15 protein-coding genes and 3 pseudogenes are annotated in these 18463 nt (G+C 58.7%); 1 reads left to right on the top strand and 17 read right to left on the bottom strand.

Features of this window, described 5'->3' with window-relative positions:
• Positions 1-262: 262 nt before the first annotated feature.
• The 11 genes and pseudogenes from ABIB99_RS43115 to nifH all read right to left on the bottom strand — a co-directional run bounded on the left by ABIB99_RS43115 (position 263) and on the right by nifH (position 11241).
• A complete protein-coding gene (locus tag ABIB99_RS43115) occupies positions 263-1378 on the bottom strand; it encodes a TlpA family protein disulfide reductase (protein WP_247457895.1) in 1116 nt (371 codons plus the stop codon).
• Positions 1379-1718: 340 nt separating this feature from the next.
• Positions 1719-2165, bottom strand: coding sequence for a hypothetical protein (locus ABIB99_RS43110; RefSeq protein ID WP_247457896.1), 447 nt, complete (start codon positions 2163-2165; stop codon positions 1719-1721).
• A 762-nt stretch (positions 2166-2927) separates the two neighbouring features.
• On the bottom strand, positions 2928-3224 hold the full coding sequence (locus ABIB99_RS43105) for a ferredoxin family protein (RefSeq protein ID WP_247457897.1): 297 nt from the start codon (positions 3222-3224) through the stop codon (positions 2928-2930).
• Positions 3225-3265: 41 nt separating this feature from the next.
• Positions 3266-4573 carry an FAD-binding protein gene (locus tag ABIB99_RS43100; protein WP_247457898.1) on the bottom strand — a complete coding sequence of 436 codons (1308 nt, stop codon included), beginning with the start codon at positions 4571-4573 and terminating at the stop codon, positions 3266-3268.
• A gap of 12 nt (positions 4574-4585) precedes the next feature.
• Positions 4586-5701, bottom strand: a complete 1116-nt coding sequence (locus tag ABIB99_RS43095) for an electron transfer flavoprotein subunit alpha/FixB family protein (protein WP_502916602.1) — start codon at positions 5699-5701, stop codon at positions 4586-4588.
• A gap of 1174 nt (positions 5702-6875) precedes the next feature.
• Positions 6876-7208 (bottom strand): nitrogenase stabilizing/protective protein NifW, encoded by a 333-nt coding sequence (gene nifW, locus ABIB99_RS43090; RefSeq protein ID WP_247457899.1) that lies wholly within the window; start codon positions 7206-7208, stop codon positions 6876-6878.
• A gap of 13 nt (positions 7209-7221) precedes the next feature.
• Positions 7222-8128 (bottom strand): annotated as a pseudogene (locus ABIB99_RS43085) (hydroxymethylglutaryl-CoA lyase-like TIM-barrel protein); the annotation flags it as partial.
• Between the two features lie 284 nt (positions 8129-8412).
• On the bottom strand, positions 8413-8589 hold the full coding sequence (locus ABIB99_RS43080; RefSeq protein WP_247458361.1) for a hypothetical protein: 177 nt from the start codon (positions 8587-8589) through the stop codon (positions 8413-8415).
• 88 nt (positions 8590-8677) lie between these two features.
• Positions 8678-8971, bottom strand: a pseudogene (locus ABIB99_RS43075) (hydroxymethylglutaryl-CoA lyase-like TIM-barrel protein); the annotation flags it as partial.
• Positions 8972-9555: 584 nt separating this feature from the next.
• Positions 9556-10284 (bottom strand): nitrogen fixation protein NifQ, encoded by a 729-nt coding sequence (locus ABIB99_RS43070; protein WP_247457900.1) that lies wholly within the window; start codon positions 10282-10284, stop codon positions 9556-9558.
• Between the two features lie 66 nt (positions 10285-10350).
• On the bottom strand, positions 10351-11241 hold the full coding sequence (nifH, locus tag ABIB99_RS43065) for a nitrogenase iron protein (protein WP_247457901.1): 891 nt from the start codon (positions 11239-11241) through the stop codon (positions 10351-10353).
• A gap of 454 nt (positions 11242-11695) precedes the next feature.
• On the opposite strand from nifH, the pseudogene ABIB99_RS43060 reads away from it, so the two are divergent.
• Positions 11696-12197: pseudogene (locus ABIB99_RS43060) on the top strand (redoxin domain-containing protein).
• 1962 nt (positions 12198-14159) lie between these two features.
• Here ABIB99_RS43060 and ABIB99_RS43055 read toward each other — a convergent pair.
• From ABIB99_RS43055 to nifB, 6 genes are all read right to left on the bottom strand, one after another.
• Complete coding sequence (locus tag ABIB99_RS43055) at positions 14160-14519, bottom strand: DUF3024 domain-containing protein (RefSeq protein WP_247457902.1); 360 nt, start codon at positions 14517-14519, stop codon at positions 14160-14162.
• 11 nt (positions 14520-14530) lie between these two features.
• Positions 14531-14770 carry a nitrogen fixation protein NifZ gene (locus ABIB99_RS43050; protein ID WP_247457903.1) on the bottom strand — a complete coding sequence of 80 codons (240 nt, stop codon included), beginning with the start codon at positions 14768-14770 and terminating at the stop codon, positions 14531-14533.
• The gene (locus ABIB99_RS43045; protein ID WP_247457904.1) at positions 14767-15087 is read right to left on the bottom strand and encodes a nitrogen fixation protein NifZ; all 321 of its coding nucleotides are present in this window, start codon (positions 15085-15087) and stop codon (positions 14767-14769) included. Before ABIB99_RS43045 ends, ABIB99_RS43050 begins: the two co-directional genes overlap by 4 nt.
• Positions 15088-15236: 149 nt before the next feature.
• On the bottom strand, positions 15237-15464 hold the full coding sequence (locus ABIB99_RS43040; RefSeq protein WP_354119546.1) for a 4Fe4S-binding leucine-rich repeat protein: 228 nt from the start codon (positions 15462-15464) through the stop codon (positions 15237-15239).
• A 733-nt stretch (positions 15465-16197) separates the two neighbouring features.
• A complete protein-coding gene (locus tag ABIB99_RS43035) occupies positions 16198-16422 on the bottom strand; it encodes a 4Fe-4S binding protein (protein ID WP_247457905.1) in 225 nt (74 codons plus the stop codon).
• A 15-nt stretch (positions 16423-16437) separates the two neighbouring features.
• Positions 16438-17994, bottom strand: coding sequence for a nitrogenase cofactor biosynthesis protein NifB (gene nifB / locus ABIB99_RS43030; RefSeq protein WP_354119545.1), 1557 nt, complete (start codon positions 17992-17994; stop codon positions 16438-16440).
• Positions 17995-18463 lie beyond the last annotated feature (469 nt).

Genomic DNA, 18463 nt, shown 5'->3' with positions numbered 1-18463 from the left:
GCGCGACGTACCTTTAAGAAACATTCACCCTAAAGAACTTGTGGTGGTGCAGCTCGCCTGCGTTCACCCGATTACTCGTCCTATCCTCACTTCAGGTGAATGCCCCGCTATCCTTAAAGACATCGACTTGGATCGCAAAAGCACAACGGCCGAGAAGACATGACAATCAAAATTGCTCACGCTGCCCTTGGCGATCTCGGTTGCGGCTTTTCAGACGCTGTGTTTTTTCCGTTTCGAACAACACTCCTCCTGAAAGAGCTTCTTACTCCTGTAGCTCGCCAAAGCCTTGAGTGAGCAGCTGCACCAGCTTCCGCTTGGTTAGATCTGGCATAGGCGCTGCATCCAGCCATTTCAGCGCCACCTCGACCAATTCGATCGCCCGATCCCTTTTACCGGTCTCGCAATAGTACTGAGCGACCGCCCCGTACGAGAGGAACTTCGCGTTCTCACTGCCTTGGGGCGGATTCGCCGCCAGGATGTGTTCGGAGAGGTCCTTGCCCATGGCAAAGCGCTCGGCATGTGGAAAACCCGAGTAGTCTTTCGCAGGGTCGAAGAGTTGGCGGATGGCCACGCGCATCCGATGCACGCATTTCTGCTCGATCGCATCGCGAACCAATTGGCGCAATACGACCAGGCCGGCGCGCATGTCGCGTATCTTGTGAAGCAACAATTCCGCATGAAGCTCATGGAGGCCGACATGGTCCGGCATCGCGGCGAGTGCCTCTTCAACTACTGAAAGAGCTGCCGCCCAATCCTCAGTATTCAGGGCGGCCCGAAGCCTGGCAAAGATCGGCTCCATCAGCTCTCGTTCGCGCTTTTCGCGTCGAGCTCTGTTTATCCTCTCCGCATCTAGGGCTTTGGCTTCGTCGCTCACTGCCCAGGAGCTGTTCAGAATTTTCGGCAGCACGTTCTCGAGTTCCGTCGGATGGCCGATAAAGGCCAAGCGGCCCTCACGATCGACCACGAATGACGAGGGAATGCCGAAAGAAACGCTGGGATCCATCCAAAGCTTGTTCATTTCGCCGGCGTAGTCGAATGCGATCGGGAAGTTCAGATTTGGCAAGTTCTTCGTCAACCAATCGTCCAAGCTGGCTCGCGCTTCATCTGCCGACGACGCTTGTTCCTCAGCCGCGATGCCTACCACCTCAACTCCGTTACTCCTGTATTTGCGTTGCAGGGTCACCAAACCCGGCATCGAGGCGATACATGGTGGACACCACGTCGCCCAAAAGTCGATGATGTATACCTTCCCAGGTTCGAACTTTGTAACGGGCTGGCCACGTAGCCAGTCCTCAACTTTGATGGAGGGAGCCGGCGAACCGACTGTCAGCACATTCTCCTCACCGACTTGACTTGCGCTCTCAGTCAGACTGGTCATTGCTCAAACTCCCTTTACCTGGCTCTGCGGAGAACAACAGCAAGCCGCATGCCAGCCAGCACTCATTGATAATGCGCATTTTCCTATCATTCCTGTCGAACCTGCGACGCATGTTGCATATCCGACCAGCTGTTTGGAGCTTCTCAGCCAATCTGTCGGCCGCCGTGCGGACGTTCTTGACGCCTGTAGGCCGAGAGCCGGAGGTCAGGCGGAAGGCCGAGTTCACCACTCCACATCTTGAACGGTTTCCAGGATGACCATTTCGGCGCTCCGGATCACGACGTGAACTGACCTGCTTTGGCCCGTCGAGTTGCGCTTGACGGCGATCTCACTCTCCAATTCAACTCTTTGAGCCAAGGGCCAATGAACCAGACCGGGGCGACCAGCTGCAGCACAACTTGATACCGAACGCCGTCTGATGCGCGCGATTGAGGGGTAGTGTCCGTCCTTTGCCGGCCATTGCTCGAGAATTAACCCCGTCCCGTACTCGACGAGGAAAGCCGACCCGAAATGCAGAACGTTGAGCACACCGTTTCTTGCGCGCGATCATTCGGGCGGAAAGTAATCTCTGATGATCGCATAGCTGAGGACGATTGGCTGATCCGACCACCGTCACAACGATCCACGGCAGCGACAGGAATGGCCGATACAATATCAGCGCGAGTCCGGCTGCAATGAACAGAGCAGCTATGATTGCGAGCAGCTTTTGCATGTTCTTGCCAAGCCGGCGCAGCGAATCGGCGAGCGCGCCGAGCAGCAATGCGGCAACGCTTAGGGCGATCGCCATGACGAGACTGCAGGGCCCACGCGACCCGCTACATGTTGAAGAGATCGGCGCAATGTCCAGAGCCGCCCATCCGCATAGACGATCTTCAGGCTGACTGTCCCTGGGGCTCTTCGCAGTTGCCTCTTGCTGTGGAACCACAACTAGATCGAAGCGCCCGGGAAGGCACTGGATGCGGCAAGCACCTGAAATAGACCGCGCGAGCCTATCCATTTAAGCAATGCCTCGGCTGGTGCGGTTGCCGTTACCGCGCCCAGTGCACCCAGCATGATCATATAGCCGTGATGAGCGCCACGCGCTCTCTCGGAAACCAGAGCACGAGGTCGCCGACGGACGAGCGACTTCGCGGACCGTGCGTGCACCCTTACTTGAAATCGAGAAAGTTACCGATCCAAAGAAGAGGCGCAGGTGCAATCTAAATGGCGCCTTCGCGCCGCCACATCGCGAAGGACCCCCGCGCACGCACCGGCCTTATTTCTGTGGGGTGATGGGCCTCATATGAGGCGCACCAGCTCGTGCGCGCGTGACCGAATACACCTGCGCCTCACCGATTTCCGGCATGCATCACCAGCGTGCGATATGACTAACAACCGTTCGCCTGCCGCGCGTTGAGCGCGGCTCGCGGCCGTTGAAAAGTATCTGCTTGCCTTGTGCGACCACTCGCTTGTCGGGAGGCCTCAGGGAGACTGCCGGCCGCACTGGCAGGCGGCGTGATCCCGTTGTTTCGCGAGAACGACGCAACCTGCCAATGCCCTGCGCGAGCCTTCAACCAAATTTGAATAGCACACCGTAACCGCCGCGTGGGTAGCTCCACTCGATATCACCTCCTTCTTCGCAGATCACCCTGCACGTGCCGCACTCCATACACCCGTCGACCGTCACCTCAACATGACCTTTATCGCTGAGCTCGTAGCACCGTGCAGGGCATGCCTTCAGCATCGATAAGAGCCGCGAAGATGGTGTGCTGTGCGGCCGGACCTTGATATGGGCGCGGCCGGAATCCACGAGATAGCGGTTGTAGAATAGTTTGTCCTCGACACGTCGGGAGGGCTCGCTCGACATTCTTTCTGGCTCCGTCGTTGGTCGTAGTCTTTGGTTTGTGATCACCGCCAGGCCCGGGCAATGCGCAGGGCATCGCTGAACAGTCCACTCCACGATCGCGCCTTGATGAACGAGCTCAGTATGAGCTTCTCTTTCTCAAGCTTTGGTGTGCCGTCCACGCGCACGTAATCCTGCATCGCCTTGGAGAAGAGCTGCGGATATGTGAGAAAGAGGTTCTGCGAGTGGGTATGCATCAGTGCCGGCATATCCTTGTACTTCTTCAGGTCCTTAATCACGAAGGAATCATTCAGTAGTTTTTTGTAAAGCGAGAGATTTTTGGCCGTCATCGGATCATTTCGCGATTTGACAAGGCAGATCGCTTCCGCGGCGATACGGCCTGACGTCATCGCCAGATTGGACCCCTCCCGATGGATGGCGTTGTTGAGCTGGGCGGCGTCTCCGACAACGACCCAGCCCTCACCACAAAGCTGCGGGATGGCCTTGTATCCACCTTCGGGGATCAAATGCGCGGAATATTCCTTTACTTCCGAACCCTCGATCAACGGCGCGACGGACGGGTGACGCTTGAAGCTCTCGAGCAGGCCGTAAGGCGTCTCGCCGGTACGCTGGAAGTCGGCAACAAGACAGCCGATGCCGAGCGAGATGCATTCCTTGTTGGAATAGATGAAGCCCATACCGGTCATGCCGCGGGAAATGGTTCCGGCGGCTTCGATGACGAGCCCCTCGTCGCCTTTGAGATTGAAGCGAGCATCGATTGTCTCACGCGACAGGAAATGCATCTCCTTGACCGCGAGCGCGAGCTTGTCCGGTTTCGGCCGCCCTCTTAAGCCCGCACCCGTCCCGAGCACTCCGTTTACCCCCTCGGCCAGCACGACGACATCTGCATGGATTTCACCCCCATCTCGGTCAGTGCGCACCCCGACGACCCTCCCATGGGAATCCTGGAGGAGCTCGGTCACTGTGGTCTCGCACAGCACCGTAGCGCCGGCCTCGCGGACCTTCTGCGAGAACCATTTATCGAACTGCGCGCGGATGATGGTGTAGCGGTTCGGCTTCTCCTCGTTGAAATCATCGGAGCGATAGTGAATCCCCGTATGCGAACGCTCGTCCACGATCCAGAAGCGTTGCTCGACGAGATGCCGCTCAAGCGGCGCATCTTCTCGGAAATTTGGGATTAGCTTCTCCAGCATATCGGCATAGAGGATGGCGCCTTGCACGTTCTTCGACCCCGAATACTCGCCGCGCTCCAGCTGCAGCACTTTCAGGCCCCGCTCGGCCATGGTAAGCGCTGCCGCATTCCCGCCCATGCCTGCACCGACGACGATCGCGTCGAATCTTTCCTCGATCATGAACAAGCTCCCCTAGCCAGCGATGCGGTCGTGCGAGTGCGGCGACAGCTGCGCGCGGAATGCAGAGGTCAATGCGGGCAACAGTCGAATAGCGTCGGCGACGATGCCGATATGGGCGAAGTCGAAGATCGGAGCGTTCTTGTCCGTGTTGATCGCAACGATGAGGTCGCCCCCCTCCACGCCAACGCGATGCTGGATCGCGCCGGAAATACCTGCCGCGATATAGAGCTTTGGCCGAATGGTTTTCCCGGTCTGGCCGATTTGTCGGTCCGAGGTGACCCAGCCCTTCTGGACCAGCGGCCGCGAGCAGCCATATTCGGCGCCAAGCACGTCCGCGAGCTGCTGTACCAGTTGGAAGTTCTCAGGCGATCCCAGACCGAGCCCTCCAGCGACGACCACGTCGGCATAGGCAAGGTTGGACTTTGTAGAATCGCGGTCCGGGAGGAACGACAGCACTTTTGTGACGATATCTTCTTCTGCAAGCCCGAGCGGATGCGAGATGACGCGCCAGACGGCGCCGGTCACGCGCTTCGGCATCGGCATCACGCGCGGACGGACGGTTGCCATCTGTGGACGATAGTTCAGTGTGTAGATCGTGCACAATAGTGAGCCGCCAAACGTCGGCCGGGTCGCTGCAAGCGAGCCGTCGGCATCGACATCGAGCTCGGTGCAGTCGGCAGTTAGGCCGGTGAGCAGTGTGGTGGCCACTGAGCCGGCGAGATCGCGGCCCAGTGTAGTTGCCCCTAGCAGTAGGATTTCCGGCTTGTACGTACTGACCAGCTCTGACAGGGCCTTGGTGTAGGATTCATTGCGATAATCGGCCAAGAGATCATCCGCGACGATATAGGCGACGTCGGCGCCGTAGCAGAAGGATTCGGCGATCGCCTGCTGCGTTGTCTCACCCACCGGGCCGATGACAACCGCGGCGAGGTCAACGTTGAGCTTGTCGGCGAGCCGGCGGCCGGCACCCATCAGCTCCCAGGAGACGGGGTGCACTATCCCGCGTTCCTGCTCGATGAAGACCCAGACGTGCCTATGCGCCTTGAATCGTTCGGGCAACTCCCTCTTGGTCGCCGCGCGACCACCACCCGCGGCCGGAGCGGCGCTTTTGGGCGCGGTGCTCATCATCTGTACTCCCATCCGTGTTCAGTAGCGGCTCGCCAGCGAAGGGTGCTCCGCCTGTTTGAATTCGCGCGTGAAGATTGCTTCAGTTAAGAGTTCGGCCGCGTGCCCGCCGCCATTTTTCAACACCGCCTGGCAGCAGCGCGGGGCCGAGGCACCCATTGCTGGACCTTTGTCGACGAGCCCCGAAGCACGCGCTTCGGGTTCTTGCCGGGTTCGGCATTCTGGGGCCACCATTTGGCAATGGTACTAGTGAGGCACGCAACCGCGCGGTAGTCACTCGATCCGATCGATTGGTCCCCCTCATCTTCGAGATGCAACCAAGTTGGAACAGATCGAGGACCTGCCAGGGGTGCGGCTGGTGCCATTGTCGGCTGCGAGCTTGCCGGTGAAAACGCGATCCATTACTCCGAATGCCCTCGCAATATTTCCGATTGCAGCGACACGTCCGCAACTCTTGGCGAAGGCACGAGGGTTGGCGGTGAAGCCGCCCATCAACGGCACCGTGAGACCGGCGCTGGAGAGCAAGGGCTCCCCCCCGCGAAACCTCGGCCATTGATCGGCCAATGGGAGTGATTTCGTCGACGAATCTTTGGCGCGGATCAAGCGCAGCTTTCAATTCAGCCAGGCCGGAATATGCAAACGTCACTTTGGCGTCGCGACGCATCATGATGCCGACACGCAGCGCGCGCGAAACTGCGCGGCGTCCAAAATAAACTCGATGCGGACCAAGATGTGCATTCGCTTCCCCACACTAGCTGAGCATATCTCAGCAATTGTCGTACCAATTGCGCAGACGATAAAAATTGACCGCCAATACAGACTCTTACTGAAGGAAATCGGATTGGCAGCCTCTCACGAGGATCGGAACATTCGATAGCCGCGCTGCACCCGTGTCCGGAATGCGACAGACGACATTCATCCGAATCTTGCTGCGCTTTCCTCGTCAAATATGCGCTCCCCGGCTGCCGGCGTACCATTGCAGGAGCTAGGTGCACCATGAGCACCAGCTTGAATCGATGGAAATATCAGGGCTGAGCCGTGATTACCTTCAGGAGCCGAGTGTCCAAGCTGCGGATCCGCGAGGCCGTAACTGCAACTTTCATTTGAATTCGACGCCCTGGGAGGGTGGCCGGTTCTCTGAACCTTCACGCTCCAGAGCACGAGATACAAACTCAATTCACTCGAAGGAACTGAGCTGCACCAATGCTGGCTGCTTGTTCGATTGTGGTGCGGCCGCATTTTTCAAGACTTTGAACACGCGCTGTTCGATCGGGGAGGACGTGACGAAATCGGCATAGGCGCGCTCAAGCGTGGCCTTGCAACGCGAGGCGATGTCAGGATCGGATGCACCGGTAAACTCCTCGCCGGCGAGATATTCACCCATGCGACGCAGAATATGAAGCCGCGCCACGTCGATGATTTTCGCATCGTACTCGACGCCGAGCACTGCAAAAAACTCCTCTGCCGCGGAGGCCTTGTTCAATTGCGAAAGGATCCCGTCCATCGTCATTCTCAACCTCCATCTAGATCCGCGAACAGAAACCGTCCTGGCTGAATGTTCCAACCTGATCGCGCGAAGCGCATGGCTGACCACCTGGTCGCCCTCGGTTGAAGAGCGAGCTCTCGCGAATGTCGCGCCAGATCGCCACCACCGTTTCCTGGGAAACCGGGCCTTTGTGCTCGACGGCATGCTTACGGACGCGCGCGAGAATGGTCCCGGCTTGGTCGGCAGTGACCGAAAGCTGCAATGCTCGCCGATCACAATGCGGTGGGAGCGGCCGAGCAACCCCGGGTCCAACGCTTGGTAGGCGGGCCGGTCTTTTAAGAGCCCATCGAGGTCAAGACATGCCCGCCGACGAGCGCTTGTTGAGCGGAATGGTGGGCACGCTGCGGCTGCACCGGCGGCCGCGACTTTTTCCAGTTCGGAGAGCAGCACGCCGGTATCACGGCCGTAGATCTGGCTGAGTGCGACGGCAACTTCCTCCAGCGGCCCATTGCCGGCTCGCTCTCCCAATCCAATGACCGTCAGAGGGGCGTGCGTCGCACCGGCCTTGATCGCCGCCAGCGTATCAGCCGTCGCCGGGGCAAGATCGTCTTGGCCGTGGAATTCGAACTCGAGATCGGTGCTGGCGCGCAGTGCGGCCATGAGCGTTAAGGATGCGTCAGGATTGAGCAGGCTCAGCGTATCTGAGAGACGAAAGCGCCGCGCGCTGGCCGCCTTGGCGCTTGCGATCAGCTCGATCAGGAAGTTGAGATCGGCACGCGAGGAGTCTTCGCCACCCAGCGCTACATCCAGTCCCTTGTCGCGAGCGTGGGCCACGACGCGCTTCATCCGCTCCAGTGCGGCCAAACGGCCGCCACCGAGTTTCGCGCAATCTGCACGTCGGACGAGGGAATCGATAGGATTACCATCGAAATACCGGCCACGATGATGCAAACGGCAGCATCGCGCCAAACTCAAACGTTCGCGTATGAGTGAGGCGTAGCTCCGCTTCAGCAGATTGCCAGCAGGAATAGCGCTGCGGTTTGTCGTCCAATGATGGATTGGATTGAGAGATCAGGTTTTTCGCGTAGTTGGAGGCGGTATGTGCGCGACGTGTGCACCGGGAGCCACGCGGACGAACGCGTCCGCGCCCAGGCGTCGCGTGGCTAGGCAAGGTCAGTTCGTTTGAAGAGAAAGCCTAGCGCAACGAGAGCCGCGCCATGTCCCCGCATCACAGTTGCTGCCGCGGATAGCAGCGCACGCGCTCCGGGTATGTGGCGACGTTGGTGATCCGCAGGGCTTGGGGTATGTCCTCGCTCCATAGCGGTGTGTTCATGTTGGCGCCGCCGGCGTTGTTCGGGCTTCGCGTGGCGTTGCCGGCGAGGTTCTGCGCCGTGACGCGGTTCACTTGCGAATGTCCGCCATAGTTCCGGTTCGCCGGATGACCGTCGACGCCGAGCAGGTAGCCATTGACCCGCGCCGCGGACGAGCGGTCCTATCTCCGCATCGACGTCCGCGGGTTTTATCCGGCACCAGCCGATGATCCTGGCCCCAAGGCCCGCTTCGGCGACCGCTCGGATCGCGGCAATCTCTTCCTGACCCATCGCCGGCGTGCCGGCCTCGATCTCCGTGACTCCGGCCGCGGCCAGCGCACGCGCGATCGAGACCTTGTCCGGTGCCGTGAAGGCCACGCCGGGTGTCTGTTCGCCGTCGCGCAGCGTGGTGTCATTAAGGACTATGGACCTCGACCGATCTTTGTCGGGCCCGGTGATTGCGGCAGCGAACGCCATCAGCGGCTCCGTATGTTTATTCCGTAAGCTGTTCAGCAATTGCTGTGCCAACCCGCTCGAATTCCCGAGAACCTGTGAATGACGTCGAATTTCAGATTAGTCGGGTGTGTCGCAAATCCGACAGGGTGGAAACGGCGGAGCGCCAGGTTCGGGGCGCTTGCGACCGAGCTGAAGGCAAGCGCCGAGCTTAGAAGCATGTTAGCCGGGCAACGGTTCGGGCCTGACCTCAAGCTGCAGCAGTTCGGGGAAGGCGCGTGCATTCCGGCGCTTATCGAAGAAGATTCTTGAGCCATCGGGTCGTCCAACCACAAGTCGGCGTTCGTAAAAAGTTCAGCGGGGCGCGATGGAGAGGGCGGATGTTGGCCTCGATCGCGCGTCAACATAGAACATCTTGGCGTAAATGTGACGGTCGCATCCGCCAGTTATCAAGCCCGATATCGGCGCCGCCGCGTCCTGCTTAGGCCGCCTGCGCGAAGTTGTTTAGCCGGTGTCTTTTCAAACCCTCACTCTGGTCATGTGACAGTTGGCCGAAAGCTGTCCGATACACCGGGGCTCGCGCCGAGGAGCGGGCATCCATTGTGAGCTCAGCCATGCGAACTTGGGATGGCATGGACGGGGTCATCGAGACGACGCAGATGATCCCGCCGGCGTCCGGCCATCCGGCTCTCCCCGCTCTCCTCGCCGAAGCAAAGATCAAAATCATTGCATTCCGTGCAGACCGGCGCGGTACACATCACCAGACCGTCATCTTCGCATAGCGTGCGATAGAAGAAGCGCTTCCAGCGCATGTTCTTGGTGTTGCGAGCCGCCAGCGGCCCGAAATGGCGCATCAGGAGGCGGGACAATTCGTCCCGCTCCCGCAGACCGAGATCTTCCCACAGGTGATTAGGCTCCATGGCGCGCCGCGCGATCATCGTCGCGAGCCAGCCGCCGACCTCGCCATGGGTGGAACGTTGCGCTAGCAGGAGGTCTCGCACCATAATCGTCTCGTCAGGAGCCGGTAACGCGGACTGTTCGCGCCAGGTACAACTCCTGACCGGCGTGGATGGAAAGTACTGCACCAAGAGCGCATCGAGCTCCTGGTTAGTCAAGCCAGCCCGTTCGGGCAGTTGGCCGCCATCCATAGCGGATGCGGCGAGAACGCAAGCGAGCACATGGCGATCGAAATCCTCATCGTCGCTGATGTCGACTTCTGTTGGATGGCGCCCGGTCAGAAGCCCGTAGAGCTCACTTGCATCGCGCGGCTCGCGGACGTGAGCTGCTGATACAGGAGATGACATCGTATTGGCCAATTCGCTTTGTGTGCCAATCATGAAGGTCCCCCAGCTTCTGAGTGGACGATGTCGGCCTTCCCCGGTCGAGAAGGCCGACAACATGAACTATGCCGAAGCAGCGGCGAGCTCGGCGGCGGTCTTGCCGACCAGGCTCTCGTCGACAGGCTTGATGATGCCGTGCTCCATGAGCATATCCTCGAGCTCTTCCATGCTGATTGGCGTCGGGATGGCGCCTTGTCCCGCATTATTGTGGATCTTGCTCGCGAGATTGCGATAGTGATCCGCCTGCTTGGACTCTGGCGCGTATTCCAGCACAGTCATGCGGCGCAGCTCCGCGTGCTGCACGACGTTGTCGCGTGGCACGAAGTAGATCAGCCGGCTGCCGAGCTTCTTGGCAAGAGCATCTGCCAGCTCCAGCTCCTTGTCGGTCTGGCGCTCGTTGCAGATCAGGCCGCCGAGGCGCACGCCGCCGGAATTCGCATACTTCAGAATACCCTTCGAGATGTTGTTGGCGGCATACATCGCCATCATCTCGCCGGACATCACGATGTAGATTTCCTGTGCCTTATTTTCACGGATAGGCATCGCGAAGCCGCCGCAGACGACGTCGCCCAGCACGTCGTAAGAGACGTAGTCGATGTCCTCATAGGCGCCATTCTCCTCCAGAAAGTTGATCGATGTGATCACGCCTCTTCCGGCGCACCCGACCCCCGGCTCTGGACCGCCGGACTCGACGCATCGAATGTCCTTGTAGCCGAGCTTGATGACGTCCTCGATTTCGAGGTCCTCAACGCTGCCGGCATCCGCCGCCAAGCTCAGAATGGTGTCCTGCGCTTTGGCGTGCAGGATGAGGCGGGTCGAGTCCGCTTTGGGATCACAGCCGACGATGAGAATCCTTTGGCCCAGCTCAGCAAGAGCCGCCAGCGTATTTTGCGACGTTGTCGATTTACCGATGCCACCCTTGCCATAAAACGCGATTTGTCTCAGCGAAGACATGTTGCTCTCCATCAACCGATTGCCAATTTTGCGCGCCGAACGCGCGAGGCTGTTTCTCTCTCAGAAACGTGGGCACACGGGTTTCGGGAAGGAGGCCATCGCTCGCCATCGGCGTCGGCGTGCCCTCAGCCCTCACTCCTTGTTGCTGCATCCAGGTAGCAACTGGCGTGCCATTCGTTCGCACGCGCGTTAAGCATCTGACTAGGCTTGACTAATAGCGCAGCGTCCGAGACCGGAAGCTGTGGCGGACCCGACAGAGGCAAGGGCTCTGACAGAAACCCGACAAAGCCTGGCGCGTGGATTCGTGCAGATGGGGTTCGAGGACACCGCCATCATCAAAGGCGAATGTTCCACGACCGGCATGATGGGTACTTGCCGTCAGATGGGTGGCATATCGCTTGCTTTGCCTATCGCGGAACGCTGTTTCCGTGTGACGCGATGTTGTGAGGACAATATGCCTGGAATTGGAAGTAAGTTGCCGCCGTTCGACATCACAGGCGTGAAGCCCGGCTTTCACCTGCCAGAGGAGAACGGGCAGAGCGCCTTCGAGACGCTGACTGACAGGAGTTTCCCGGAAAATGGAAAGTCATCTACTTTTTCCCGAAGGATTTCACATTCGTCTGCCCAACCGAAATCGGTGAGTTTGCTCGCCTGTCCAAGCATTTCGCCGATCGCGATGCAATCGTGCTTGGTGGCTCGACCGATAACGAGCTTTGCAAGCTCGCCTGGCGGCGTGAGCACAAGGATCTGCACCGTCTATCGATCTGGCAGTTTGCCGACACCAAGGGCGCACTGGTCGATGGCCTTGGAGTGCGATCGCGTGATGGCATCGCGCATCGCTACACGTTCATCGTCGATCCTGAGAACACGATCCAGCATGTCTATGCGACAAGCCTCATGTCGGCCGCAGCCCGACGGACACGTTACGCGTTCTGGATGCGATACAGACTGATTAGCTCTGCCCTTGCAACCGCGAAATCGGCGGCGACACGCTTAAAATTGCCTGAGGCAACATATCGAAAGTGCAGCAAGGAGCAGCTCCCGAATTCGAAGGACGTCAGATTCAATCGTTTTTGGATACAGACGATCTTACCGCAAATGCGCGCCTGCTGCTAGCGAGTACGGCACGCAATTCAATTCTCATTGCCGCCATGCCGTCTGCCGCGGCCGCCGCGCTGTCCGCGCGCGGCAGTCGCTGCGGCGAAATCGACAGTCTCGATGATGACGATGAACAAGGTTCACCACCGCTCTTGCTCACCTCATAACAAATCCCGCATACAAGAGGATGCCGGCGCGTCTCCGCATGAACATACAAAATACTTGTACGCTTCTGCGCCTACTCGACGCACATCTCCTGCCGGTTCCTTTATATTGTCGCCGTAGGCCGGACCGCGGCTATTCCCTTCTTTCTGCGCCTTGCCGGCACGTCGCAGCCCGTATTTGGGCTCGGCAGATCTATATTCAGCGATGTAAGCCGCACTATGTGACGAACGAGCCGGGCTTATCAGTCCCTGATTAAAACCATGACACTCGACGAGTTTTAGGCCAAGTGAGCCGGTCTATCAGGAAATCGGTCAGCTCGTTCATCGCGCGAGCTGACCCTCGGGCGCAGAACCTGAAACGATCGGATGGCCCGGCGGTCGTAAGCCGCCTGGCCGTCTCGATCACCACGCCGGTCAATTTCCGAACCTTGACGCGTATCTCAGCGCTGGTGACCCAAGCCAATCCCCAAGGTATGTGCTTTCTGTCTTAGAGAGCCCTCGGATCGCTTCATAAGCTTTGAAACCCTAGCTACAGGGGTGCGGGCCTTTGAGTGCGCTTTGAGCAGCTTGACGTCATCCTTACTATACTCTTTGCGCTTGGTGCTTTTTGCCACGTGTTCTCCGATTCCGCTTTGCACATTTGCCTGTAGCGTCTTGTTTTGGCGAAGACGCAACTGCTTTCCACTACCATATCAATGGTCATCGACAACTATTCAAGCGGATTTTTCTCTTGTAGATAAGAACCGGGACTACACGCGAATTTGTCCGCTGTCCTCTCGATCTATATCCGCGTGACAAACCTGATTCTCGACGTGCACGTCAGCGCCTTCAACATGGAAGCAAGCCATAGAGAAGGGACACTCGATGCGTCTTCGTAAAACAATCCCTTCTTGCTTGAACGCGCCGACTTCACTCACCAGTTTCGTAGTATGATATTTCCAAGCCCCAATACTATTGATGGAGTAGAGCGGATTGGCCGGGACAGTCGCACTGCCTCACTTGCGCGCGCATCATCAACCGGCCTTCACAGCGAGTGCACGGCGGCGGACTTAATGACGAGTACTCACAAAGGCAAATCTTGCGAAGCCTGAGCGTTACTCCTCGTCAGCAGATCGAGCACGGCTCGCTGATCCAATTTAATCTACCGCAGTATCCTTGGTTTAATAAGCCACGTTGACGTTCCCAGGCCATTCCGTCCTCAGCGAACAGTTCTGCGAGACCATCGCCGGTCCCCCGTCTCATGGACCCGATGAACGAGTGAGCGATCTGCTCGTGATATTTCCCGGGCCGGGCACTACGGCATGGCAAGCAAGCCGCGGGCCTAGCCGTCCTGTGTGAGCTTGGCACCGGCAGGCGATTGCTTGATCGACTTGCCAGAGCGCTTGGCCAGCACAATGCCGGCGCGCTGCGGCTCATTCGTGAGCTGTAACAGTGACCTCCACCGTCGAGCAGATGCAGGTCGAACTTCCAACCCGGCGGAACGGATTCTGCGTCATGTCGGACGACTCGCAACAAATCCAGGCAAGATGTGGAACTTTCTGCCGGAGCGTCAGGCAGGGCTCAGAGGCTGTATCAATAGCGGCGAGCGTCTACTCGATCTCCGTCAAGGCGCCTTCGAGCACCATCTCCACATCTATTGCCAGAACATCTCCACATCTATTGCCAGAACAAACGTTCAGGGTCGGCGTTCAGAACCGCTGTCGCCAGGCCAAGCCGTTGATGGGTTGAATGCCACTCCCAAACGCCCGTGCGGTGATCTTTGCGGAGCAGCTGCCATGCCGCCCCAGTCCTATCGTGGTGCAGCAGCGCGACGTCGACGAGGCCGCCCTCCGCATTGATATTGCCTGAGCAGCACGGGCTCTCGACCAGATAGCCGCCAGCAACCGCTGTCACCTTTGGCGAGACATATCGGTAGTGCTCGCGCTTCTTCAGCGCGCGCACGATCCGCCACCGGTCGAGCTCGTTGGGATGCGCAGGAAATCCGGAATGATGTCGCCTGATGATTGCGGCGCTCATTGCGCGATATCCTAGACTGCAGAGATTTCTGCCTCGAGGCAGCCAACCACCAACTGCTTGCCGAAGTCGACCATATAAATGGGTAGGTTCGCTTCCGTATGGCGACCGACCTGGACGATCTCACCAATGTACCCGACGCTGACCAGACACTCTTCCGCCGACGCGTCGGGAAAGGAACCGTCGTTGAGCAGATCGATTGCGGCCTTGACACGTTGGCCTGACCGGCATTTTGGCAATCTTGGTTCGATCATCGGGGTGCCGCTCCTGGCAAGAACGGCTCCTCGCCTTCGCGGTTTCGCGTGACTAGATCGAGTTCCTTGCATTTCATGCCGACGCGATTGCCGGAGTTGAGGAATTCGACTCCATAGATATAAAATTGTTGCAGGAATGTGCCGATCGAGATGACATAGCCAAGCTCGCCTTTCTTGACCAGAACCTCACCGATCTCCTTGCCCACATAGGTGCCGTCGTTGCGGATAGTGCGGTTGGCCCGCACGTTGTCACCATAATCAAAGAATGGGGCGTCCGTCAGCTCGACGATGTCACTATCACGGGCGATGTTGCTCATGCTGCCGTCCCTGTTCCATAGTTCAACTGTACCGCGCCCGGCCTTACGGACCGCCCTATCATGATGCTCGATCAACCCCCGCCATTCCCGCACGGCGGCGCTTGCGATCACGGATCGCATGAGCCTGTCGGGATCCCGGTGCAGCAACATCAACGCCCGCAACCTAAACTCCAGATGCTCCAGATAACTATCGTGAGCCCATGGTTGATGTTGAAGAAGCCACCGACGCGGCACGCGCGTCTGTCATCGAGGGAGGCGTGCTTGAGCCGGCGGCGAGCCGCGTGCTCCAGCGCGGGATGCGCACAGCCGACAGAGTCGACCTGATTACCCCGGCAACCCAGGGCATTGTGGACGTCATCACTCACGGTCCCGCCCATACGCTCGAGCGTGCCCAACAACACCTTGGTGCCAGCCTTGTCCGCGGGACAAAGCCCCAGCTGTCTCCCGACAGCTGCCGTCCATCCCGAGTTGCCCGAGACGCATCTGCAAGTCGGCAATATGCGTTGAGCGAGAACAGGAAGACCCACACGAGGTGCTCTCATAACAGCCGAACTCCGGCTTGGTGGCGCCGACCGCACCGGTGGCAGGAAATTCGATTCCGCATCACGTGATCGGGTGCGAACGCCTTGGCATGGCGCAGGTGTACTTTCTGCACCTTCATCGAGGTGAAACCCTGCCGCCCTGGGATGATGCTCGGCCGGCTCGACACCGTGCGACCAAGACAGGACTCGGTGAGGAGGCCCTCGTTTTCTCTCGGACGACCGACTGAAGAAGGCCTCGGGCATGAATGTCGACTGATCAATGATGGCCGCAGGTGACTGGATTGATATCGCGGAAGACGGGTCCTGCGCTCTTCGTGGGCCCATAGGCGAAATCGATCCTCGACGCTCAAGACAGCGGCCTTTGGGCCGACAAGAATAGCTCGACGCGCTCCCACCGACGTGCGCGTCGCCAGAATATGGTTTGGCAACTGGCGAAAAGGTTGGCGACCAGGGCGAGCCGTCCACCCGGTCTGAGAAGGCGAAAGCCGCGGCCGGCGCCTCGTCAAGGCGGGCATCATCCGCCCGAGTTTCTGAACCGTTAGTGTCGTAGTGACATCCATCGTGGCCCTCAAGCAGGCTCCTGGTGACGCGGCAGCGCCGTGTCGAGCACGCATGTGTTGTCAACCGGGCAAACCGCCACGCATTGCGGCTCATCAAAGTAGGCGGCGCACTCGGTGCATTTCTCAGGATCGATCAGGAAAACGCCGGCTCGTTCGGAAATAGCGAGATTCGGGCATTGCGTTTCGCACGCCGAACAGCCCGTGCATTGCGAGGCGATGATCTTGAACGGCATTGTCTGACCCCATCCTCAGGCGGCGGAAATCAGCGTATTGTGGCGGGCCGCCGCATCGACCCGCTCAACGTGCTTGATCTTCCCCTCATTGACTTTATCGAGATAGAGTTTGAACCAGGCGATCGCCGAGCCATCGATGAACTCGCCGGCATACTGATCGACCGGCTCGATTCCGGCCTTGATCAATTCGGCCTTCGGGCAGCCGCCGATCTTTGACACGAACACGGCATGGCAATCGTTGATGGCGCCGATGGCGACTTCGAGCTTGCTGTCCTCGCCATGGCCGCCCTGGCAATAGGGATGAATAGGACGATGGCCAACGAATTTTGCGCCTGAAGTCGAGAGCTCGTAGATCTGGAACTCCTTGGCATGACCGAAGTGCTGGTTGATCAATCCCGAGCCCTTGGTTGCAACCGCCACCAGCACCTTGATTTCGCTGGACGCGCTGGCGAGCTCCGCAAGCTGCTCCTGCTTGGCCGCAAGCCTTGCAATGCGCGCCTTCTCGACTTTGGCCTGATACTCCTTTCGGGCCTGTTCATCATATTTGAAGTCCATGGCCATGATCTGTTCAATGGTGAATTCGCCGCCGCGGTCCTCCCCGAGCAGTCCGACGGCGTCGGCGCGGCACTGGCGACAGTGACGCATCATGTTCATCTCGCTTTCGCAGCTATCCTGCAATGCTGTCACTTCCTGTGCCGTCGGGGCGCGTTGCCCGCTGCGACCGAACACGGTGCCGTGCTCGGGTGACGAAATCAGCGGCATCACGTTATGCAGGAAGGCGCCGCGGGACTTCACGGCTTTGTTAACCTCAACCAGATGCTGATCGTTAATCCCGGGAATCATCACCGAGTTGACTTTGCACAGGATGCCGCGCGCGGTGAGCATCTCCAGGCCCTGGAGCTGCCGATTGCTGAGGATGCTTGCAGCTTCAATGCCGGTGTAGCGCTTGTGGCGGTAAAAGATCCAGGGATAGATCTTTGCGCCAATATCGGGATCGATCATGTTGATCGTGATCGTCACGTGATCGACCTTAAGTCTTGCAATCGTGTCGACATGATCAGCTAGTGCCAGACCGTTCGTCGAGAGGCACAGCTTGATGTCTGGCGCGAATTTATTGACGAGCTCGAACGTCTTGAATGTCTTGTCCGAATTCGCCAAGGGGTCGCCAGGGCCAGCAACGCCGACCACGCTCATCTGAGGGATGGCGGAAGCGACCGCCAGCACCTTCTTGGCGGCCTGCTCCGGCGTCAACTTCTCGCTGACAACGCCGGGGCGCGATTCGTTGGCGCAATCGTACTTACGATTGCAGTAATTGCACTGGATATTGCAGGCCGGTGCGACCGCGACATGGATCCGGGCATAATGGTGGTGCGCCTCCTCGCTGTAGCAGGGATGGTTCTTCACCTTTTCCCAGACCTCCTTCCGCACATTGCCGATGCCGGCCTGAGATCCGCACCTGCCCTTGCCGCTGCCATCGACCGTACCGCAGCTGTTGTGCTTAGTCATGACTTGCATGGTCTCGCTGATCTCGCCGCCGCCACAGGATACCTGGTGTTGCGCTGAAGTACTCATTCTTCCAATTCTCTTCGCAAGCCGAATCCTTCCAGCAAGCATCCCCAGAGTCGTTTCTGAAAAGCCAAGAGCAACTGGCGTGCCATACCTGCCACAAACGTATTTTGTGGTTCGCTTCAAGCAGTTAGGTACCGCCTGCTCGAATGTCAGTTTTATCAACTCATGTTGGAAAGCTGACAGAATTGCGATCACAAGAGCGCCGGCAGCGCTATTGTGACGGCGGGTACGCGGGTTCATCTATGCCCTTGGGCAAAGAGCATGGCGGCTGGTCGTTGAAAGTTGATCTTGTCGCCGAAATGTGACGCGTATGCAAAGCACAATCCGCCAAAGACGTTCGGGAGCTTTGAAGGACAACTTGAACCGGCGATCCTTCTTAGCATTACAGTTGTCTTTTTGATTTGACATGAGCGCGTTGAGCGGCAGCCTGATGAGCTCTGCGCCAGAAAGACCATGCGATGATGCGTGCGGG

Origin of the sequence: Bradyrhizobium sp. LA6.1, from assembly GCF_040547805.1 — a bacterium.
Classification (GTDB): Bacteria; Pseudomonadota; Alphaproteobacteria; order Rhizobiales; family Xanthobacteraceae; genus Bradyrhizobium; species Bradyrhizobium barranii.
This window is presented reverse-complemented; position numbering and strand designations above follow the sequence as displayed.